The sequence below is a fragment of the Agrobacterium radiobacter genome (genome assembly GCF_040801995.1).
Classification (GTDB): domain Bacteria; phylum Pseudomonadota; class Alphaproteobacteria; order Rhizobiales; family Rhizobiaceae; genus Agrobacterium; species Agrobacterium radiobacter.
This window is the reverse complement of record NZ_JBEGHX010000002.1, coordinates 560247-581376: the sequence shown is the minus strand read 5'-3', so window position 1 is coordinate 581376 and position 21130 is coordinate 560247. Positions and strand designations below refer to the sequence as shown.

The following is a 21130-nucleotide window of genomic DNA, read 5'->3' as shown; positions in this document are numbered from 1 at the left end:
GCAGCCGGGCGGCGTTAATCGCTGCCCGGCGCATATTTCAAGACGCGGCGCGCAAAGGCCCCGCGCAGGAGACAGAACCATGAATATCCGCATTGACGGCGCGCGTCCGCAGGACGACGCCGAACGGGGAATCCTTGCCTTCATCGAAGAGAGCATCGCCATCCGGCATGATCTCCACCGGCATCCGGAGCTTTCGCTCAAGGAGACGCGCACGGCGGCGCTCATTGCCCGTTATCTCCTGTCTTTCGGATACGAGGTGGCGGAGGGTGTCGGTGGTCACGGTGTCGTCGCCACGTTGAAGCGCGGTCATGGTGAAAAACGTCTCGGAATCCGCGCCGATATCGACGCCCTGCCTATTATCGAGGAGACCGGCCTTGCCTATGCCAGCCAGACGTCGGGCGTCATGCATGCCTGCGGTCATGATGGCCATACCACCATCCTGCTTTCAGCCGCCCGTTATCTTGCCGAAACATCGAATTTTTCCGGCACGCTGACACTGATCTTCCAACCGGCCGAGGAGATCGGTGCGGGTGCAAGGGCGATGATAAAGGACGGGCTGTTCGAGCGGTTTCCGGTCGATGCGGTCTTCGGCCTGCACAATTGGCCGGGTGTCGAAACCGGGCAGTTCGGCTTCGTCGAAGGTCCTGCCATGGCCTCCGTCGACAAGGCGAAGGTGCAGATCATCGGCAGGGGCGGGCATGGGGCGGCGCCGCATGAGACGGTCGATCCGGTTCTCGCCTCGGCAAGCTTCATCACCGCCCTGCAAAGCATCGTTTCGCGCAATGTCGATCCGCGCGAGATGGCGGTGCTGACGGTCGGCTCCATCCATGGCGGAACCGCCTCCAACGTCATTCCCGAGAGCGTTGAACTGCAGATCACCGCCCGGGCCTTTTCGCCCGTCGTGCGTGACAGGCTGGAGGAGCGGCTTCCGGCGCTGGCCAGAGCGCAGGCGGAGAGTTTTGGCGCAAGGGCCGATGTCTCCTATTCCCGTGGTTTCCCTCCGGTCATCAATCACGCCCCGCAGACGGTCTTCGCCCGTGAGGTTGCCAAAAGGCATTTCCCGTCCGCGCAGATTGCCGAAGCGTTCCAGCCGCGCACTGCGAGCGAGGATTTTGCCTTCATGCTGCAGGAGCGGCCCGGCTCCTATCTCTTCGTCGGCAATGGCGACAGCGCGCCGCTGCACAGCCCCCACTATGATTTCAACGACGCGATCATCGCACCGGCAGCGCGCTTCTGGGTGCGTCTGGCGGAAGCATACCTCTCCTGACGCGAAATTTAGGACAAGGACATGAGCGACAGTTTTCTCTACACATCGGTCAAGGATCCGCTCGCAACGCCGCTTCTGGAGGAGTTGCTGTTTGAATATGACAGCCGTTACGGCACATTTTTCAACGCGGAAGGGGCGAAGGCCGAGCTGAACAAATATCCGCCGGAGGCCTTCAGCCCGCCATCGGGCAATTTCCTGCTGCTTTTGCGTGACGGTAAGGCGATCGCCGGCGGCGCTTTCATGCGCTACGACCACGAGACGGCCGAATTCAAGCGCGTCTGGACCCACTCGGCCCACCGCCGGCAGGGGCTTGCGAAAATCGTGCTTCAGGAACTGGAGCAGCAGGCGATCCGGCAGGGTTACGCCCGCGTTTATCTGACCACGGGTTTCCGCCAGCCGGAAGCGGTCGGCCTTTATCTCACCAATGGCTATCGCGCCCTGTTCGACACGGCGGCCGATCCCGAGACGATCCGGTCGCTGCCCTTCGAAAAATGGCTTTCCGACGCTGCCGCCTCCATCCCGGATGGCGCGCCAGTACAGGCCGCCCGGCCGCAACTCTCTCCGGTTCATCCGTGAAAGGCTTTCTCCGATGACAATAGCCTCCGATTTTCCGCATGTTGCGGTGAACGAACAGAAGGGTGAGCCGGTCAAGGACGGTTACGCGCATTTTCGCGTCGTTCCCGCCCGTTATCCGCTGCGCACGGCGGGCACCGTTCTCTCGGTCCTCATCATCGCGGCCATTTTGCACTCCGTATTCGGCAATCCCCGCTGGGGCTGGAACGTGTTTGCGGAATGGTTCTTTGCCGAACCGGTGCTTGTGGGGCTCGGCCGGACGCTGTTGCTGACGGTGCTCGGGGCTTTTCTCGGTTTCGTGCTCGGCACGGTTCTGGCGCTTGCGCGCGTTTCAGGTTCGCCTTTGCTTGTCGCGATCTCCTGGACCTATATCTGGATATTCCGTTCCATTCCGCTGATCGTGCTTTTGCTGATCCTCAACAATCTCGGTTATCTCTACGAGACCGTGACGATCGGCGTGCCCTATACCGGCATCAATTTCTTCAGCTGGAATACCACGCAGCTGATGACGCCCTTTGCGGCTGCGGTGCTGGGGCTGACATTACATGCCGCAGCCTTTTCATCGGAAATCGTGCGCGGCGGTATTCTTTCGGTGGAACAGGGCCAGCTTGAGGCTGCGGCCTCACTCGGCCTGCCGCGGCGCAGACAGTTTTCACGCATCGTGCTGCCGCAGGCGATGCGCACCATTCTGCCGAATGGTTTCAACGAGATCATTCTGCTCGCAAAGGGCACCTCGCAGGTCTATATCCTCGCCCTGCCGGAGCTTTTTTATACGATCCAGATCATCTATCGCCGCAATCTGGAAGTGATCCCGCTGCTGATGGTCGCAACCGTCTGGTATCTGGTGATCCTGACGGCGCTTTCCATCGTGCAGCACCATATCGAACGGCACTTCTCGCGCGGCGCGCTGCGCAATCCGCCGCCCTCGCTGTTCGCCACGCTCTACCGCACCTTCCTGCCGCGCAAGCCCTTGCCTGAAGCGGTGGAGACGGCGACGCCTGCGGTTGCCTTGTCCCAACGCCCCGCCACCGTCAGGTCGGGAAGTTTCCAGCTCGGAAATCGCGGCGGTTCGGTCAATATTCACGGTGTCTCGAAATCCTTCGGAACGCTGAAGGTGCTGGACGACGTCAGCCTTTCCATCCCGGCAGGCAGCGTCACCACCATTCTTGGCCAGTCCGGCTCCGGCAAGTCCACATTGCTTCGTTCCATCAACCATCTGGAGCGTGTCGATGACGGCTTTATCGCCATAGACGGCGAGCTGGTCGGTTATCGTCAGAAGGGCGATACGCTTTACGAACTGAAGGAACGGGAAATCCTGAAACGCCGCGTCGAAGTGGGCATGGTGTTCCAGAGCTTCAACCTGTTCCCGCATCTGACCGCACTTGAAAACATCGCCGAAGCGCCGGTCGTGGTTCGCGGCATATCGAAAGAGCAGGCCGAGGCCGAAGCACGCGATCTTCTGGCCCGTGTCGGCCTTGCCGAAAAAGCCGGCGCCTATCCGCGCCAGCTTTCCGGCGGGCAGCAGCAGCGCGTGGCGATTGCCCGGGCGCTGGCCTTGCGGCCGAAGGTGCTGCTCTTCGATGAGCCGACATCCGCTCTCGATCCTGAACTCGTCAACGAGGTGCTTGACGTCATCAAGGAGCTTTCCCGCTCCGGCGTCACCCTCATCATCGTCACCCATGAAATCGGTTTTGCCCGCGAAGTCTCCGACAGGGTCGTCTTTATGGAACAGGGCTGCATTCTCGAAACGGGCACGCCGGAAAAGGTGTTCAACAACCCGGACCATCCGCGCACGGCCGAATTCCTCGCAAAAGTTCTCTAATCAACAACAAAGGAAACACTCGCATGGCATTTTCATCGAAATTATTGTCCCTGCTCGCCGGCGGTCTTTTCACCGCCACCGCCGCACTCATTCCGGCCGCGCATGCGCAGGAAGTGGACCTGTCGCCCGAACAGAAAGGCCGGGTGCGCGCTGAAAAGGTGGAAGAGGCGATCAAGCTTCTGCCCGCAGGACATAAATTCATCGCCGACGGAAAGCTGACGGTCGCGACCGTGCCGTTCCGTCTGCCGCTGGTGGATTATGCGAGCGACACGAAAACGCCGATCGGCGTGGAGCCGGATATCGCCCAGCTGGTCGCCGACAGCCTTGGCCTTGAGCTGCAACTTGTTCCCATCGCCTGGGCCGACTGGCCGCTCGGTCTCACCTCCGGCAAATACGACGCCGTCACCTCGAACATCACGGTCACGGAAGCCCGCAAGGAAAAATTCGATTTTTCCAGCTATCGCAACGATCTGCTCGGCTTTTACGTCGGCAATAATAGCAAGGTTACGTCCATCGGCAAGCCCGAGGATGTCGCCGGGCTGAAGGTGATCGTCGGCGCGGCAACCAATCAGGAGCAGATCCTGCTGAAATGGATCAAGGACAACAAGGCCAAGGGTTTGGCCGATACCGACGTGCAATATTACGACGATCAGGCCGTGCTTGACGTCGCCCTGCAATCCGGTCGCGCGGATGCCTATCTCGGCCCCAACGCCACCTCTGCCTTCCAGGCGGCAAGCCAGAAGAAGACGAAACTTGTCGGCACCTTCTCCGGCGGCTGGCCTGAGGCGGCGGAAATCGCCGTCGCTTCGAAAAAGGACGCGGGCATCGCCGAGGCCATCACCGCCGCGCTGAACGCCCAGATCAAGAACGGCAATTACGGCAAGGTTCTCGCCCGCTGGAATCTTGGATCGGAAGCCATCACCGAATCCCGCACCAATCCGCCCGGCCTTCCGAAGAGCTGAGTTCTGGTTTGCTTGCCAAAAAGCTGAGTTGAAGGTGGGACATCACTCAGCCGGTAGCGCGGGCATCCTCCCGCCCGCGCTACCTCCGTCCCGCAATCATTCTATCGGGAAACCACAATGACTTTCACCTCTCGTCTCGCCACGGCCACGCTCGGTGCTTTTCTGTCCGTTGCCGGTTTCGCACCGGCTTTTGCAACGGATGTCTTCGATCTGTCGCCGGACCAGCCAGGCCGCGTCAGGGTTGAAAAAGACCCCGGTGCTATTGCCGCTATTCCCAAGGATTTCAAATTCGTCACGCCGGGCAAACTCACCGTCGCGGTCGCACCCGGTGGGCCACCGCTTGCGACCTATGCGACGGATGCAAAAACTGTGGTCGGTGCAGACCCTGATTATGCCCTTGCGGTGGCCGACAGCCTCGGCCTCGATCTGGAATTGGTGGCGGTGGCCTGGGCGGACTGGCCGCTGGGGCTTGCTTCCGGCAAATACGATGCGGTGATCTCGAATGTCGGTGTGACCGAACAGCGCAAGGAAAAGTTCGATTTCTCCACCTATCGTCAGGGCCTGCACGGATTTTTCGTCAAGTCGGATAGCGGTATAACCTCCATCCGCGAGCCGAAGGACGCGGCCGGCCTGAGGATCATCGTCGGCGCTGGCACCAATCAGGAGCGTATTCTGCTGAAATGGAGCGACGAGAATGTTGCCGCCGGGTTGAAGCCGATCGAGTTGCAATATTACGATGATGAAGCCACACGGTTTGTGGCGCTTTCTGCGGGGAGGGCGGATGTGATCGTCCAGCCGCATGCGCAGCTGGTTTTCATCGCCGCACGCGACAAGACGATCAAGCGCGTCGGAACCCTCTCCGCCGGCTGGCCGGAACGGTCCGATGTCGCCATCACCACCCGCAAGGGCTCGGGACTGGCCGATGCACTGACGCTTGCCACCAACGACCTGATCAAGAGCGGCGCTTATGCGAAGATCCTGGATCGCTGGCGGCTATCGGAAGAAGCCCTGCCGGAATCGCGCACCAACCCACCCGGCCTGCCAAAAAGCTGACCGGTCGAATAAATGCGGCGGACGACAATACCCGCAGGCTCAGGCCTTGCGGGTATTTTTTTGTCCGTCAGCCCTGGGCGGGAAGGGCGCGAAATAGCTGTCGCAATTCGCCGACAAAGGGTTTGAAGAAACGCGACAGCGGCCGGGCCGTGTTGGTGGAAACGGCGACATTCATCGTCACTTCAGGCATGAATGGGCGCACCGTCACTCCCTCGAAACTGTTCCACCGCACCAAGCCGTCAACAAGGGCGATGCCGATACCGCCACGCACCAGCGGCACAGCGCCGACCGATGAGGTGACCTGCACTGAGACATCACGCGTAAGCCCGTCGCGTTCGAAGACCTCGTTCAGCTGCGGGCCGATCTCGTCCGCCTGGTTGCCGTAGGAAATCAGCGGCCTGCCGGCGAGGTCGCGCGGCGTCACCGTCATCATTTCGGCCAGGGCATCATCATGCCGCATCACCGCCACAACAGGCACGGAGGCAAGAATTTCACTGCGCACTGTTGGTGCCTGAATGGTGGACAGCGTTACCGCAAAATCGATGTCTCCCAGCAGCAGCTGCTCGGCAATTTCTTTTTTGGGCAGGGCGTTGAGGTGGATTTTGACGGTCGGATGCGTCTGCCGGAAAGCGAGCAATGCTTCAGGCAGCACGGAATAGGTGACCGGCAGGCTGGCCCCGATGCGCAGAAGGCCAAGCTTGCGCTCGCCGATGGTGCGCGTCAGTTTTTTCAGCACTTCCAGTTCACGGAAAACCCGGTCGGCATCCTCGTAGATCAGATGCGCTTCCATCGTCGGCACCAGCCGCCCGCCGATGCGCTCGAACAGCTTGTAACCCAGCTGGCTTTCCAGATGGTGCAACACCTTGCTGACGCCGGGCTGGGAAACGGCAAGCGAATTGGCAGCCGCTGTCACGGAGCCGTCGCGCATGATGGCGCGGAAAATTTCAAGCTGTCGGGCGTTCATGGAAACCTCCGGCGTCATCTCTTCCATAACCCAAGGTTCTGTTCAAGCGACCATTTGCGATTGGCAGGAAACCTCCTGCCGTGGAAATCTGTGACGGTGCAGGAGAGGTGCCTGTGAAGGTTTCGGGAAAGGAAACGCGGATGCTTGCCAGATTCAGGCGCATCGCCGAAGAGCGACGCGCGGTTTGCCCTGTCCTGATCGACGGCATGCCGGTCGAGGCGCTGGAGGGAGACACGGTGCTGACGGCGCTGATGCTGTCGCGCGGGTTTGCCCGCCTTTCGGAATTCGCCGATGGCAAGCGCGCGGGGTTCTGTCTGATGGGCGCCTGTCAGGATTGCTGGGTCTGGACCGGGGAAGGGGAGCGGCTGCGCGCCTGTTCCACCGCCGTTCGCCCGGGCATGGATATCAGAACCGAGGTTCCGGAGGGGTTATGGCAGATTTGCGCGTCGTGATCGTGGGCGCCGGCCCCGCCGGTACGCGTGCCGCCGAGACGCTGGTGCGGGCTGGGCTTCGCCCCGTCGTCATTGATGAGGGAGATCGCAGCGGCGGCCAGATCTATCGCCGTCAGCCGCAGAATTTCAAGCGCTCATATACCGCTCTTTACGGCACGGAAGCGGATAAGGCGAAGGCTCTGCACGACACATTCGACGGGCTTTCAGACCATATCGATTACCGCCCGCAGACCCTGGCGTGGGCAATTCGCGACAATCGCATTCATATTCAGCGCGCAGAGACATCCGAAGCTCTGGATTTCGATGCCCTCATCATCGCATCGGGTGCGACCGACCGCATCATGCCCTTGCCGGGCTGGACGAGGCCGGGTTGTTTTTCGCTTGGCGCGGCGCAGATATCCCTGAAGGCGCAGGCCTGCGCGATAGGGCGACGGGTGGTTTTTATGGGCACGGGGCCGCTGCTTTATCTCGTGGCTTATCAATATATGAAGGCAGGGGCGGTGCCTGTGGCGGTGCTGGATACCACACCATTCTTCACGCAGATCAAGGGCCTGCCGGGGATGGCGGCACGACCAATGCAGCTCCTCAAGGGCATACGGCTTGTCGCGGCGCTGCTTGCGGGCGGCGTGAGGATCGAACGGGGCATCATGCCGATAGAGATTATCGGCGACGCTGAGAGTGGCGTGACCGGCATTCGCTATCGGGATGCGTCCGGTGAGGAAAAACGTCCCGCCTGCGATGCCATCGGCATGGGCTATCATCTGCGGGCGGAAAGCCAGCTTGCCGACCTTGCCGGTTGCCGCTTCTCCTTTGATCCGCTGATCCGGCAATGGCTTCCGGATGTGGACAATATGGGGCGGAGTTCCGTGCCTGATGTCTATCTGGCAGGCGATGGCGTGCGTATTCTCGGTGCAGATGGTGCGGAAGCCTCTGGCCGGCTCGCCGCGCTCGCGCTTCTTGAGGATCAAGGTTTGAAGCCATCCCGTGCGGAGATCGGCCGCTGCCGGAAATCGCTGAAAGCCGCGAGCCGCTTTGCGCAGGGAATGGCCCGGGCCTTCCCCTGGCCGCACCTGTTGGTGCGGTCACTTGCCGACGACACGATTATCTGCCGCTGCGAGGTGGTGACGGCGGGCGAGTTGCGCGCAAGTGTGAGCGGCAAGGGCGCGACGGAGGTCAACCGCTCGAAAGCTTTCTCGCGGGTTGGTATGGGGAGATGCCAAGGCCGGTTCTGCGGGCAGGCGGGACAGGAGATTGTCGCCGCCGCCTCTGGTCTATCGGTGGAATTGGCCGGACGGCTGCGCGGGCAGGCGCCGGTGAAACCGCTGCCGCTGGCGATTGTGAAGGGAGGCGATGATGCGTAACACGCTTGCAGAGGCCGATGTCATTATCGTCGGCGGCGGCATTGTTGGAACCGCGACGGCGTTTTTCCTGCGGCAACGGGGTGTCAGCGTCATTCTGCTGGAGCGTTTCCTCGTCGGCCAGCAGGCGAGCGGCACCAATTTCGGCAATGTCCGCCGTCAGGGCCGTTATCTCGGGCAGCTTCCGCTCGCCAACAGATCGCGGGATATCTGGAGCCGGATCCCGCAACTGACCGGTGCGGATGTGGAATTCATGCCCGTCGGCCATATCCGGTTTCTCTGGGCGGAAGAACAGATCGCCGTGGTCGAGAAATACCGCGACGATGCCACGCAATATGGTCTGGAATTGCAGATACTCTCGCGCGAGGCTGTCAGGCAGAAATTCCCCTTCATCGGACCGGAGGCGGTTGCGGGATCATGGTCGCCGCATGATGGTCACGCCAATCCGCGCCTTGTCGCGCCCGCCTTTGCCCGCGCGGCGCGGCGGGATGGTGCAACCATCGTGGAAAATTGCGAAGTTCTGGCCATCGAAAAGGCGGGCGAGGATTTCCGGGTGACGACGGAGGAAGGGGAATATCGCGCGCCCTCGGTGCTGGTTGCCAACGGTGCATGGGGCGGCGGGTTTGCCGGCGCCCTGGGAGAGGCGGTGCCGCTGGAAGTGGCCGGCCCGCAAATGGGCGTGACGGAACCTTTGCCATGGTTCATTCACCCCGTCGTCGGCGTCTCCACCAAAATTCACGGCGAGGTCATTTATATGCGGCAAATCCCGCGCGGAAACGTCATTTTCGGCGGGGTGAAACGATGCGCCGCCGCGCTGGACGAACGCCGGGCGAAATATGATCCCGCCGGGCTTGATGCTCAGCTGCGCCAGTTGCTGCGGCTGGCTCCCGCTTTGCGCCATGCCCGGCTGATCCGCACCTGGTCCGGCGTGGAAGGTTATATGGCCGACGATCTGCCGGTCATGGGGGAAAGTGCTGCAACCTCCGGCCTTTATTATGCCTTCGGCTTCAGCGGCCACGGTTTCCAGATTGGGCCGGGTGTTGGCGACGTGATGGCGGAGCTGATAGCGACCGGAAAGACCACGACGCCGATTGCGGATTTTCACATCGGCCGGTTCCATCGCGGTGAGTCTGTCGCATCCCATTAAGGGAGGGTCAGAAATCCGCGACCTTGCCCCAGGACGAATCGAGGAAGCGGCTGGGGTGATAGGGGGCGGCATCGACGATCGGGTTCGAGCCCGTCACGATATCGGCGATCAGATGGCCGGCACCCGGTCCGATGCCGAAACCGTGGCCGCTGAAGCCGGCGGCGAGGATGAAGCCGGGCAATTCGCTGGTTTCGCCAATGGCAGGCACGCCATCAGGCGTGCTGTCGATGAAGCCCGCCCAGGCGGCGGAAATCCGGGTTTTGCCGAGGGCCGGCAGAAGCTTCAGTGCCCTTTCATGGGTCTCGCGGATGGCGGCGGCATTGGGTTTCGGATCGAGAATACGAACCCGTTCCATCGGCGTCGGCGCATCGAGCCGCCAGCGTTTCAGCGTCTCGTGGCCGCCGCGAAGACCTTCCAGCCCGCCTGGCCGCAGGCTTCGCCAGCGCTTGAGAAACATCGGAACAAATTCACGGGCAAACCGCATCTGCTGCGCCGTCGGGTCGATGCGGCCCAGCCCGCTGATGGCGAGAGTATAGCCGCCGTCTTTTCTCTTCGTGGCTGAGACGGCGGCGGTGTGCAGTGCATCCGGCAGCCCCTCCGCACCCGGCGTGACGGACAGAATGGAGGAGCGGACGGAGGCCTGCGGGAAACGAATGCCAAGCTGGCGGCAAAAGGACGACGCCCAGGCCCCGCCGGACATGATGGCGGTTTTGGTGCGGATCGTGCCTTTTTCGGTGACAACGGCGCTGACACGGCCGCCTTCCGTCTCAAGCCCGCGCGCGGCGCAATTCTGATGCACCGTGCCGCCCAGTTTGATGATGGCGCGCGCCACGGCGGGTGCCGCCATGGAAGGATCGGCCGTACCGTCTGTCGGTGAAAACACACCGCCCTTCCAGCGTTTGCCCGTAGATCGGCCGCGTTCGCTCGCCTCATCGGCGCTCAGCATATGGGTCGTCACGCCTGCGGTAATGGCAAAGTCACGCCAGCGCGCCCAGCCGGCAAGCTCGGCTTCATTGTCGCTCAGATAAAACAGCCCACAGCGCCGAAAGCCCGTGTCCTCGCCGCTCTCTGCGCCAAATTCTTCCCAAAGCGCCAGGCTCTTGGTGGAAATCGGCAATTCGCGGGCGTCGCGGTTCTGCTGGCGGCACCAGCCCCAGTTACGGCTGGATTGCTCCGCCCCGATCAGGCCCTTTTCGACCAGCGCCACCTTCAGACCGCGCCGGGCGAGGTAATAGGCGGCGAAGACACCGACGATGCCGCCGCCGATAATGACGGCGTCCGCAGATGTCGGCAGTTCCGGCGATGTCGTGATCTGTTGCAGCGGGGCGGGCATGGTCGGACTCCTTATATTCGTCCTAATTTACCTCAGCTGGCGTGTAAACGCTGCCAGACTGGGCGTCTTGCCGGAATCTCATGCTGTTGGTGGCCACGTCTGCAACTCTTTATGCTGCACCAAAAAAACATCTCCACGTCGACAGGGCGCGCCCATGTGGTAAGATTTCCGATACCGCGCCAGAATTTTATGCCGCGTGTTCAAAAAACAAAAAAGGGGTTCCGCACGTGATGAAACTTGACCGGATCGATATCAAGATCCTCTATGAACTGCAGAAAAACGGTCGCATCACCAATGTCGAGCTGGCGGAGCTTGTCAATCTGTCGCCCAGCCCTTGCCTGATGCGGGTAAAGAAGCTGCAGGCGGAAGGTTATATCGAGGGTTATTCGGCGCAGATCAACATCAACAAGCTCGGCCAGACGCTGACTGTTTTCACCGAGATTACGCTGAAGAACCACCGCCAGATCGATTTCGCCCGCTTCCTCGGCGTTGTCGAAAAGATCGACCAGGTGGTGGAGTGCCACCTCGTTTCCGGGGGTTACGACTACCTGCTGAAATTCGTCACCTCTGGCATCGTCGAATACCAGTCGATCATGGAGCGACTGACCGATATGGATGTCGGCATCGATAAATATTTCAGCTTCGTGGTGCTGAAATCACCGATCATCAAGTCGCATATGCCGCTGACCAGCCTGTTTCCGCTTTGAGGTGTGGGAAACGGCCCTTTGCAGGGCCGTACTATCTCGTTCTCACCGCTTCGAAAACGCCCGCACCAGCTCCGCATCCTGCTGCAGATTGTCGAGCCATTTCGGGTCGAGTTTCGGCACCGAGGAGAACAGCAGTTTCGAATAGGGGTGGGTCGGCGACTTGATCGCTTCCGTCTCCAGATGCTCTACCTTCTGTCCGCCATACATCACGACGATTTCGTCACAAATGGTCTCCACCACCGAAAGATCATGGCTGATGAAGATGTAAGAGAGGTTCAGCTCCCGCTGCAGTTCCCCGAGAAGATCGATGATCGCGGCCGCGACCACGGTATCGAGCGCCGAGGTGATTTCATCGCAGATGATGAGCGATGGTTCGGCGGCAAGCGCCCGGGCGAAATTGACACGCTGCTTCTGCCCTCCGGAAAGGCCGGAAGGATGGCGATGGCGAACCGAGCGCGGCAGCTTCACCATATCGAGAAGCTGGTCGATCCGAGCATCGCGCGCCTTGCCCTTCATACCGTGATAAAAGGTCAGCGGCCGGCCGAGGATGTCCTCGATGGGTTTGGACGGGTTGAGTGCCGTGTCGGCATATTGGAACACGATCTGCATGCGGCGAAGCTGATCGCCGGTCCGTCGGCGTGCATCGGCATCCAGTTCCTTGCCTTCGAAGATCACATGGCCGCTTGCCGCCGGCAGAATGCCGGCAATGGCGCGCGCAAGTGTCGATTTTCCGCAGCCGGATTCGCCGATAATGCCGAGATTGCGGCCGGGATAGACTGAAAGACTGACGGAATCCACCGCACGCACCAGCGGCATCTTGTCTCCGCCCTTCGTTCCATATCCGGCGATCAGCTCCTCGATATCCAGGAGGGGCGTGGCCTGCTCCTGTTTGACGGGTGTGACAACGCGTGCCTTGTCGTGAAAAGCCGTCAGCAATTCCGTAGTATAGGGATGCTGCGCATTTTCGAGGATATCCGCCGTGGTTCCGGTTTCCTGCACCTCGCCGCCTTTCAAGACCACGATCCGGTCGGCAATCTGGGCGACGACGGCAAGATCATGCGAGACATAAACGCCGCCGATACCGCCCTTGCGCATTGCCGATTTGAAGGCGCGCAGCACCTCGATCTGGGTCGTGACATCGAGCGCCGTGGTCGGCTCGTCGAAGATCACCAGCTTCGGGTTGCCGATCAGCGCCATGGCGGCGGAGAGGCGCTGAAGCTGGCCACCGGACACCTGATGCGGGTAGCGCTCGCCGATGGTCTCAGGGTTGGGCAGCGACAGGGCCTTGAAGAGTTCCACCGCCCGCACCCGCGCCTCCTGCGGCGGCATCAGATGGTGGATGCGGGTGACTTCGATCACCTGGTCGATGATCCTCTGCGCAGGGTTAAAGGCGGCGGCCGCACTTTGGGGCACATAGGTCACCTTCGTGCCGCGGATCGTTGCTCGCTCGGCTTCGGAAAGCTGCACCATGTCGCGACCCGCCACCTTGACGCTGCCGCTGGAAATGCGGCAGCCCGGGCGGGCATAGCCCATCAGCGTCAGCGCAATGGTGGTCTTGCCGGAACCGCTTTCGCCGATCAGCGCAACGATCTCGCCATCGGCGATGTCGATGTCCACACCCTTGATGATGTCGATGCGGCGGCCGGAATCGGTGGTGGCCTCGACTTTCAGTCCGCGGATTTCAACGAGATTGCTCATTATTCACTCCTGTCGCGGATTTTCTGCGGCAGATTGTCGATCAGCAGGTTGACGCTGATCGTCAGGCTGGCAATCGCCAGGGACGGGAAGATGACGGCGGGTGCCGCGAACGGCAGGCCGCCGATGTTTTCGCGCACCAGCGCACCCCAGTCCGCATTCGGCGGCTGCAGGCCAAGGCCAAGGAAGGAGAGGCCCGACAGCAGCAGCACGATGAAGACGAAGCGCACGCCAAGATCGGCCAACACGGGACGGACGATGTTCGGCAGGATTTCGGAACCGATGAGATAAAGCAGGCTTTCGCCGCGCACGCGGGCGACGGTGACGAAATCCATGGTGTTGACATTGACGGCGAGCGCCCGGGCGAAACGATAGGCGCCGGGCGTATAGATGACCGAGAGCGTGATGATCAGCACCGGAATGGACGAGCCGACGGCGGCGACGACGACGAGGCCGAAAAGCTTGCTCGGAATGGAATTCACCGCATCGAGAAACCGGCTCAATGCCGCATCGAACCAGCCGCCGATGACGGCGGCGCACATGCCGAGCACGACGCCGGAGGTGCAGGCGATGGTGACGGCTGCGAGCGATATGCCGACCGTGAAACGCGCGCCCATGAGAATGCGGGAAAACACGTCACGGCCGAGGTAATCGGAACCGAGCCAGAGATCTGATGTCATCGGCCCGAAATAATCGAGATCGACGATTTCACCGACTGGATGCGGTATGAGATACGGCGCCAAGATTGCGACCATGGCCCAGGAAAAAATCATGAGAAAGCCGAAAACGCCGACTGCGTTGATCTTGTAACCCAAACGCGAAGTCCCCGAAGTTGTTTTGATATTGTCGGCCATCAGCGCAGCCTCGGATTGGACATGATGGCGATAATGTCAGCCGTCGTGATGAGGAGGAGATAACCGACGCAGAAGATCATCGCGCAGCTCTGGATCAGCGGCAGGTCGCGGGTTGCGACGCCATCCACCATCAGCTTGGCGATGCCAGGATAATTGAAGATCGTCTCAACGATGATGACGCCGCCGACGAGATAGGAAAGTGACAGCGCCACCGCATTGACGATGGGGCCGAGCGCATTGGGAAGCGCATGGCGAAGCACGATGCGCATGCGCGGTGCGCCCTTCAAAAGCGCCATTTCGACATAGGGCGTATCCAGCGTTTCGATGACGGCGGCGCGGCTCATGCGGATCATCTGCGCTGAGACGACGAAGGTCAGCGTGATGACCGGCATGGCATAGACCCGCAGTACATCGAAAAGCGTGTGAACCTCGCTGACCAGCGAAAGCGCCGGCAGCCATTTCAGGTAAACGGCGAAAAGCAGCACGGCGAGTGTGGCGATCATGAATTCCGGCACCGAGATGACACCGATGGTCAGCACGGTGACGGCCCGGTCATAAAGCGTTCCGCGCAGCATGGCGGAGCTGATGCCAAGCGTGAGCGCCAGCGGCACGGCGATGATGGTGGTAATGCCGGCAAGCTTCATGGAATTGACGAAGCGCGGACCGATAAGATCGGCAATCGCCATGTTGTTGGCATAGGAGGTGCCGAGCTCGCCATGCAGCAGGCCAAAAAGCCAGCGGACGAAACGCAGCAGGGCCGGGTCGTCGAGATGCATGGCGGTGCGCAGGCCCGCCACGGCTTCCGGCGTCGCCGCCTGGCCGAGAAGGATCGTCGCCGTGTCGCCGGGCAGCAGGCTGGTGGCGGAAAAGACGATAAACGACACGATCAGCAGCGTCGTCAGCATGACGACCAGCCGCCTGGCGATAAGGGACAATATCCGGCTGTTCATTCACATGCTCCTGCGACCTGCCTGATTGTGGAGGCTTCCCGCATCCTGCGGAAAACGTGCCGGGCGCATTTTCGCGCCCGGCCCCATGATCTATCAGGCTTCAAGCCAGACGTATTCCGCAAAGGAATAACCCATCATGCCGCCGAGCGGATTGGCTTCCAGCCCCTTTAGCTTGGAGGTGATGGCGTCGACATTCGAAATATAGGCGGGGATGATGGTGCCGGCTTCGTCGGCGATCATCGTTTGCAGTTCGAAGTAGATCTGCTTGCGCTTCTCCATGTCGAGCATGCCGCGTGCTTCCAGCATCAGCTTGTCGAATTTCGGCGACTTGTACTGGCTTTCGTTCCACGGGGCGTCTGAAGCATAGAGCAGCGAGAACAGGATGTCCGGCGTCGGGCGCGGGTTGATGTTGCCGAAATGGACCGGCGCCTTCAGCCAGTAATTGCTCCAGTAACCGTCGGAGGGAACACGCTGCACATCCAGCTTCACGCCGATTTCGGCGGCCGAAGCCTGGATGATCATCGCCATGTCGACCGAAGAGCTTGCTGCATCCGATGCGATGACCGGAATGGACTGGCCGATGAGGCCTGCCTTCTGGAAGTGGAATTTCGCCTTCTCCGGATCGAAGGCTTTCGGCTTGAGATCCGGATTGTGATAGGGGTTCATCGGCGGAACCGGCTGGTCGTTGCCGACTTCACCGAGGCCGCGCAGGGCCGCCTTGACGATCTGCTCGCGATTGACGATCGACTTCATACCGGCAATGAAATCGGCATTGTTGCCGGGCGCCTGGTCGAGACGCATGTTGAGGTTGGTGTAGTTCCCCGATGTCGTCTTGGACAGAACGACACCTTCCTGCTTGTCGAGCAGGCGAAGCGCACGTGGGTTGATGGAGGCCGCGAGCTGGATATCACCCGAGAGAAGGGCGTTGACGCGGGCATTGTCGTCCGAAATCGCCATGAATTCGAAACTGTCGATGTGCGGCCCGCCGGACTTCCAGTAATTGGTGTTCTTGGCCATGATCGAACGGACGCCTGGCTCGAATTTCTCGAGCTTGAAGGCGCCGGTGCCGTTGCCCTTGGAGAAATCCGTGGTGCCGTCGGCAACGATCATGAAATGGTGCAGAGCCAGAATGGATGGCAGGTCGGCATTCGCGTTCGCCAGCGTGATTTCGACCGTGCTCTTGTCGAGAGCCTTGAAGCCGGTCATCTGCGCGGCAATCTTGGCGACCTTGGAGCCGACGGCCGGATCGAGATGGCGCTTCAGCGAATAGACCACGTCGTCGGCGGTCAGGGCCTTGCCGTCATGGAAGGTGACGCCGGAACGCAGCTTCACCGTCCAGGTCTTGGCGTCCTTCGTTTCGATGGCTTCGGCCAGCTCCAGCTGCGGCGTGCCGGAAACATCGAGGAAGCTCAAACGGTTGTAGAGCGCGCAGCAACGAACATAATCCGTCGAAAGCGAGGCTTTCGCCGGATCGAGCGTATCGGCGGTGGAGGAGGACCAGCCGGCGGCCTTTAGCGTGCCGCCGGAGACCGGCGTTGCGGCCACGGCATTTGAGGCGCGACCGAGAATGGCCGAACCGGCGGAAAGGGCGACACCACCCGCCAGCAGCATGTGAAGCAGCTCGCGCCGCGTTGCGCCGCGTCGGATCGCCTGTTCAACGGCGGCATCGTCGGAGCGGGTCCAGTTTGTAATCCTGTCACTCATGGTCTTCCCCTTTTGTATGATTTGTTGAAATGCATCTGAAGAAATTTCAGGCATGCCGCATCCCAGTTCGCGGCACGCCACTGGCGGTGCGGCTTAACCGCCCGTTTGCCTCGCGGCGTCGGCAAGGCCGGCCATTGAGGTAAAGTGATAGTCCGGCTCGGTGAAGTTTTCCGGTTCGATGGTGCCGCCATATCCCTTCTGGGCGTGACGCCGCTCGATCCAGCAATTGGTCATGCCCAGTTTCCGGGAAATGCCGATATCGTGATACTGGCTTTGCGCGACATGGAGAATGTCATCCTTCGATGCGCCTTCGCTCTCCACAAAAGCGAAAACCTTTTCGAAGAAGGCAGGATCGGGTTTTTCCGTGCCGGTATCATCCGCCGTGAAGGCCGCATGAAAGGGATTGCCGAGCTCCTTCGAGAAATATTCGAAGGCCCAGCGCTGGGCATTGGTCATGGCGATGAGGCGATGCGTCTTGGCAAGCTCGGCCATGGCGGCGCGGCTGTCTTCAAAGCCTTTCCAGCTTTTTGCCGCGTCGCGCAGGCGCTCGCCGAAAGCGCGTTCTGCCGGCAGTCCAAGTTGCGGAGCGATGATCAGATAAACGCGGACGAGATCGTCCGGAAACAGGTCGGTCGCGTCGGAGTAACGGGCTGCGCGATAAAGGGCGAGCGCCTTTTCACCATCGACCTCCACGCCGTTTTCCGCGCCGATTGCGGCCAGCGTCGATTTCAGGCCGCCTTCGAAATCGATGAGAGTTCCCACCACGTCGAAGCTCATATATTTGAAGTCGCTCAGTTTTTTGGGCAATGTCGGTCTCCGCTTGGCCGCCTCGGCCTCTTGGGGAGGCTGCGGCAGATTATTCTGTTCCCGGACGGGATCCTTGCCCCGTTCCCATTTGTAATTACGCCCTTTTTTATGGCGTTTAGTGCCTTTTGCATTAATAGTTTGGCACTTTCGGCACGCCGGATACGCCGAAATGGATCGGCTCTTCGGCAGAATATTGCGAATATGCGGTGCGTTGCGACATTTCGAGAGGGTGCCGCAACGCTGCCCTTCTATCGGCTCAGGCCATGGCGGCCCTGACGGCCGGGTCTTCGAGTGTCTGGTCGAGCGTCTTCAGCGTCCGCTCGATAATGGCGTCGATCTCACTATCGGTGCAGCAGAGCGGCGGCGCGTAACCGAGAATGCCGTTTGCAAAGGCGCGCACGATCAGGCCGTTTTCCCAGGCGCGGTCGAAAACCTTGCGTGCAGGGGCCGCTGCAGCCGGCAGCGGCGTCTTTTTGTCCTTGTCGGTCACAAGTTCGATGGCGGCAAGCATGCCGCGGCCGCGCACATCGCCAACAAGCGGATGGTTTTTCAGGCCTTCCAGGCCGGCCATCAGCCTTTGACCGGCACGGCGGCCGTTTTCCAGCAGTCCACCCTCGTAAAGTTTCAGCACTTCGAGACCGACGGCGGCGCTGACAGGGTGGGCGGAGTAGGTGTATCCATGCCCCACGGCGGCATCGCCGGCAAAGTCAGCTATTGTATCATAGACGTGATCCGCCATGAAGACAGCGCCCATCGGCACATAACCTGACGTCAGACCCTTTGCGGCCGTGATGAAATCAGGCACGATGTCCTCGTCGGTGCAGGCAAAGAGCGGTCCGGTGCGGCCGAAGCCGGTGATGACCTCATCGGCGACGAAGAGAATGCCGTAGGAACGGCAGAGGTCGCGCATGGCCTTGATCCAGCCCGGCGGCGGCACCAGAACGCCGCCCGAGCCCTGAATGGGTTCCGCATAAAAGGCGGCGACCCGGTCCGGGCCGATGGCCTCGATCTTGTCTTTGAGAATTTGCAGGGAGGAGGCGATGATCGCGGCCGGATCGTTGCCGGCCGGATTGCGGTAGGCGTAGTGCGACGGAATTTTGTGCTGCCAGTCATAAGGCACACCGAAACCCGCATGGAAAGCGGGTAGCGCCGTGAGACCCGACCCAGCGGTAGTGGAGCCGTGATAACCCTGTTCGATGGAGATGAACTGGTCGCGTTGCGGCTGGCCTTTCGCGTGCCAGTAATAGCGGATGAAGCGGATGGTGCTGTCCACCGCATCGGAACCGCCAAGCGTGAAATAGACATGGTTGAGATCACCCGGCGCGCGGTCGGCGAGTTCGGAAGCAAGCCGGATCGCCGGTTCACTGCCGATATCGAAATAGGCAGTGGCATAGGGCAGCTCACGCATCTGTTTGGCTGCCGCTTCGACGATGCTGTCATGCCCGTAACCGGCATTGACGCACCAGAGGCCGGCAAAACCGTCGATGAGCTGGTGACCGGTCATGTCGGTGACCGTGGCGCCGCTTGCCGATTTCAGCACCCGCACACCAAGCTTCTCATGGCCGCGGAAGGAGGAGACGGGGTGCACCAGATGGGCGCGGTCCAGTTCGATCAGTGAATTGCTTAACATGGGTCTCTCCAGATTCAGCCCAGTGCCTGGCTGGTCAATGCGAATGTTTTCAGTTTTTTGTCCGCGGGGATTTCGGTTTTCGACCGGCGCATGGCGATGCCGCCGCCGACATGGGCAAGGCCACGTTCGGCAAGCCAGGGGCCAAGACCGGTATCGGCGGTGGTATCCACGCGCAGGAATGCGCCGGGGCGCTCGGAAACTGCAAAGGCGATCAAATCCCTAGCGATTTCAGCATTTTCCGCCACGACCGGGCCGATGACCTCGCCGCGCCCGAAGGTGCGAAGGGCGGCAAAACCCTTGATGACGCCCTGTTTCTCAACGATCGCGAAACGTGCCCTGTCGGCAAGCGCTGCAAAGAGCGCCGTGCGATCCGCGCCGAAAGCCTCCGCATCGAGTGCCGCAAGCGCGGCCGGATCAATGGTTTCGACCCAGATGACACCGGTTGGCCTGTCGGTCGTCACCGGAATTCCCTGATGTTGACGCACCTCGCCGCAGGCGACGAAGCCCAGTTTTTCGTAGAGCGGCAGGCCGTCGGCCGTGGCGACCAGACGGCATTCGCGGTCTTCTGCTGCGTCCATTGCCGCCTGCATCAACTGACGCCCGAGGCCGCGGCCGCGCATGCTCTCATCCACGATCACCATATTGACGGTGGCGCAGCTTTCTCCGAGAAGCGTCGCCATGGCGGTGCCGACGACGCGTCCGTTCTCAAGGGCGACAAAACCCTTGCTCAGGGAAAGGACCAGCGCCCAGTCTTCCTTCCGGTGCGGCCAGCCGGCCTGGCGGGAAAGTTCAACGGCCGCGTCGAGGTGGTCCGGTTGAAACATTTGGATATCGATCAGGCTCGCCTGCATGCCGGAACTCCGTTTTTTCTTACTCTTCATTGATAGACTGACGCCGGAAGAAGATTGTCCCGACAAATGGGAAGGTTCGATATGTTTCGCTGTTGCTTTTATCCGCCGCCGCATCTTATGCCGCATCTTGTCCGCACCCGGTCGTAAAACCGGGACGGGCGGCGGCTTTCGGTTGGGCTCAACGCAACTCTCTGCCAAACTGGCGGCTGCATACGCAACAATCTGCTTCCGCTGATGGCAATTGCGGTGCGCCGACCGGGCAAAGGCTTTCTATGATCAATTCATTCCGGCACGGCCGATCCCCAAGCAAGGATGACGACGATATGACCATCTTCCGCCCGAAATACATCTCCTTTGATTGCTACGGCACGCTGATCAATTTCCAGATGGCAGAGGCCGCCCGTGATCTCTATGGTGATCGCCTGGATGAAGCGCAGATGCAGCAGTTCATCAAGAATTTTGCGGCCTACCGTCTTGATGAGATCATGGGCGACTGGAAGCCCTATGCTCAGGTGGTCCACAATTCGCTTTCGCGCAGCTGCAAGCGCAATGGTGTCGCTTTCAAGGATGAAGATGCCACCTTCGTTTACGAGCGCGTTCCGACCTGGGGGCCGCATGCCGATGTTCCGGCCGGCCTTGCGAAGGTTGCGAAGGAAATTCCCCTCGTCATCCTGTCCAACGCCATGAATTCGCAGATCATGTCGAATGTCGAAAAGCTCGGCGCACCCTTCCATGCGGTCTATACCGCCGAGCAGGCACAGGCTTACAAGCCGCGTTTCAAGGCCTTCGAATATATGTTTGACATGCTCGGCTGCGGTCCGGAAGATATGCTGCATGTTTCCTCCTCGTTCCGTTACGATCTGATGTCGGCCCACGATCTCGGCATCAAGAACAAGGTCTGGGTCAATCGCGGCCACGAGCCCGCCAATCCCTATTATGGTTATGTCGAGATATCAGATATTTCCGGCCTGGCAGGCGTGGTTGGATTGTAAGGAAAGGTC

The 21130-nt window shown here is 60.7% G+C and carries 19 protein-coding genes; 10 read left to right on the top strand and 9 right to left on the bottom strand.

Annotation, left to right across the window (positions count from 1 at the left end; translation table 11 throughout):
* The first annotated feature begins 79 nt into the window (after positions 1-79).
* From MRBLRC7O_RS16555 to MRBLRC7O_RS16535, 5 genes are all read left to right on the top strand, one after another.
* Positions 80-1267, top strand: coding sequence for a M20 aminoacylase family protein (locus tag MRBLRC7O_RS16555; RefSeq protein ID WP_020812197.1), 1188 nt, complete (start codon positions 80-82; stop codon positions 1265-1267).
* Between the two features lie 21 nt (positions 1268-1288).
* The gene (locus MRBLRC7O_RS16550) at positions 1289-1843 is read left to right on the top strand and encodes a GNAT family N-acetyltransferase (RefSeq protein ID WP_003506874.1); all 555 of its coding nucleotides are present in this window, start codon (positions 1289-1291) and stop codon (positions 1841-1843) included.
* A 13-nt stretch (positions 1844-1856) separates the two neighbouring features.
* A complete protein-coding gene (locus MRBLRC7O_RS16545) occupies positions 1857-3662 on the top strand; it encodes an amino acid ABC transporter permease/ATP-binding protein (RefSeq protein WP_077998640.1) in 1806 nt (601 codons plus the stop codon).
* A gap of 23 nt (positions 3663-3685) precedes the next feature.
* The gene (locus tag MRBLRC7O_RS16540; RefSeq protein WP_020812196.1) at positions 3686-4624 is read left to right on the top strand and encodes an ABC transporter substrate-binding protein; all 939 of its coding nucleotides are present in this window, start codon (positions 3686-3688) and stop codon (positions 4622-4624) included.
* Positions 4625-4741: 117 nt separating this feature from the next.
* Positions 4742-5677: an ABC transporter substrate-binding protein gene (locus MRBLRC7O_RS16535; protein WP_020812195.1), complete on the top strand. Its 936-nt coding sequence runs from the start codon at positions 4742-4744 to the stop codon at positions 5675-5677.
* 67 nt (positions 5678-5744) lie between these two features.
* On the opposite strand, the gene MRBLRC7O_RS16530 is transcribed toward MRBLRC7O_RS16535, so the two are convergent.
* Positions 5745-6668, bottom strand: a complete 924-nt coding sequence (locus MRBLRC7O_RS16530) for a LysR family transcriptional regulator (RefSeq protein WP_020812194.1) — start codon at positions 6666-6668, stop codon at positions 5745-5747.
* A gap of 113 nt (positions 6669-6781) precedes the next feature.
* On the opposite strand from MRBLRC7O_RS16530, the gene MRBLRC7O_RS16525 reads away from it, so the two are divergent.
* From MRBLRC7O_RS16525 to MRBLRC7O_RS16515, 3 genes are read left to right on the top strand one after another with little or no spacing between them, the layout of a single operon-like run.
* Positions 6782-7093 carry a (2Fe-2S)-binding protein gene (locus MRBLRC7O_RS16525; RefSeq protein WP_031234289.1) on the top strand — a complete coding sequence of 104 codons (312 nt, stop codon included), beginning with the start codon at positions 6782-6784 and terminating at the stop codon, positions 7091-7093.
* Positions 7072-8454 carry an FAD/NAD(P)-dependent oxidoreductase gene (locus tag MRBLRC7O_RS16520; RefSeq protein WP_367727496.1) on the top strand — a complete coding sequence of 461 codons (1383 nt, stop codon included), beginning with the start codon at positions 7072-7074 and terminating at the stop codon, positions 8452-8454. Before MRBLRC7O_RS16525 ends, MRBLRC7O_RS16520 begins: the two co-directional genes overlap by 22 nt.
* Positions 8447-9598 (top strand): NAD(P)/FAD-dependent oxidoreductase, encoded by a 1152-nt coding sequence (locus MRBLRC7O_RS16515; protein ID WP_031234288.1) that lies wholly within the window; start codon positions 8447-8449, stop codon positions 9596-9598. Before MRBLRC7O_RS16520 ends, MRBLRC7O_RS16515 begins: the two co-directional genes overlap by 8 nt.
* Positions 9599-9605: 7 nt before the next feature.
* Here MRBLRC7O_RS16515 and MRBLRC7O_RS16510 read toward each other — a convergent pair whose 3' ends face one another.
* On the bottom strand, positions 9606-10931 hold the full coding sequence (locus MRBLRC7O_RS16510; RefSeq protein WP_020812190.1) for an NAD(P)/FAD-dependent oxidoreductase: 1326 nt from the start codon (positions 10929-10931) through the stop codon (positions 9606-9608).
* Between the two features lie 230 nt (positions 10932-11161).
* On the opposite strand from MRBLRC7O_RS16510, the gene MRBLRC7O_RS16505 reads away from it, so the two are divergent.
* Complete coding sequence (locus MRBLRC7O_RS16505) at positions 11162-11638, top strand: Lrp/AsnC family transcriptional regulator (RefSeq protein ID WP_003506856.1); 477 nt, start codon at positions 11162-11164, stop codon at positions 11636-11638.
* Between the two features lie 42 nt (positions 11639-11680).
* Here MRBLRC7O_RS16505 and MRBLRC7O_RS16500 read toward each other — a convergent pair whose 3' ends face one another.
* The 7 genes from MRBLRC7O_RS16500 to MRBLRC7O_RS16470 all read right to left on the bottom strand — a co-directional run bounded on the left by MRBLRC7O_RS16500 (position 11681) and on the right by MRBLRC7O_RS16470 (position 20129).
* Complete coding sequence (locus MRBLRC7O_RS16500; RefSeq protein WP_112356232.1) at positions 11681-13336, bottom strand: ABC transporter ATP-binding protein; 1656 nt, start codon at positions 13334-13336, stop codon at positions 11681-11683.
* Positions 13336-14187, bottom strand: coding sequence for an ABC transporter permease (locus tag MRBLRC7O_RS16495; RefSeq protein ID WP_020812188.1), 852 nt, complete (start codon positions 14185-14187; stop codon positions 13336-13338). Before MRBLRC7O_RS16495 ends, MRBLRC7O_RS16500 begins: the two co-directional genes overlap by 1 nt.
* Entirely contained in the window at positions 14187-15137 is a 951-nt protein-coding gene (locus tag MRBLRC7O_RS16490) for an ABC transporter permease (RefSeq protein ID WP_020812187.1), read from the bottom strand. The genes MRBLRC7O_RS16495 and MRBLRC7O_RS16490 overlap by 1 nt, the downstream gene beginning before the upstream one ends.
* 93 nt (positions 15138-15230) lie before the next feature.
* The gene (locus tag MRBLRC7O_RS16485) at positions 15231-16841 is read right to left on the bottom strand and encodes an ABC transporter substrate-binding protein (RefSeq protein ID WP_003506850.1); all 1611 of its coding nucleotides are present in this window, start codon (positions 16839-16841) and stop codon (positions 15231-15233) included.
* 93 nt (positions 16842-16934) lie between these two features.
* On the bottom strand, positions 16935-17648 hold the full coding sequence (locus MRBLRC7O_RS16480; RefSeq protein WP_020812186.1) for an HAD-IA family hydrolase: 714 nt from the start codon (positions 17646-17648) through the stop codon (positions 16935-16937).
* A gap of 256 nt (positions 17649-17904) precedes the next feature.
* A complete protein-coding gene (locus tag MRBLRC7O_RS16475; protein WP_020812185.1) occupies positions 17905-19278 on the bottom strand; it encodes an aspartate aminotransferase family protein in 1374 nt (457 codons plus the stop codon).
* A 14-nt stretch (positions 19279-19292) separates the two neighbouring features.
* Positions 19293-20129, bottom strand: a complete 837-nt coding sequence (locus MRBLRC7O_RS16470; RefSeq protein ID WP_020812184.1) for a GNAT family N-acetyltransferase — start codon at positions 20127-20129, stop codon at positions 19293-19295.
* 323 nt (positions 20130-20452) lie between these two features.
* Here MRBLRC7O_RS16470 and MRBLRC7O_RS16465 point away from each other — a divergent pair, with 323 nt between their 5' ends.
* Positions 20453-21121, top strand: a complete 669-nt coding sequence (locus tag MRBLRC7O_RS16465) for a haloacid dehalogenase type II (protein WP_003506842.1) — start codon at positions 20453-20455, stop codon at positions 21119-21121.
* Positions 21122-21130 lie beyond the last annotated feature (9 nt).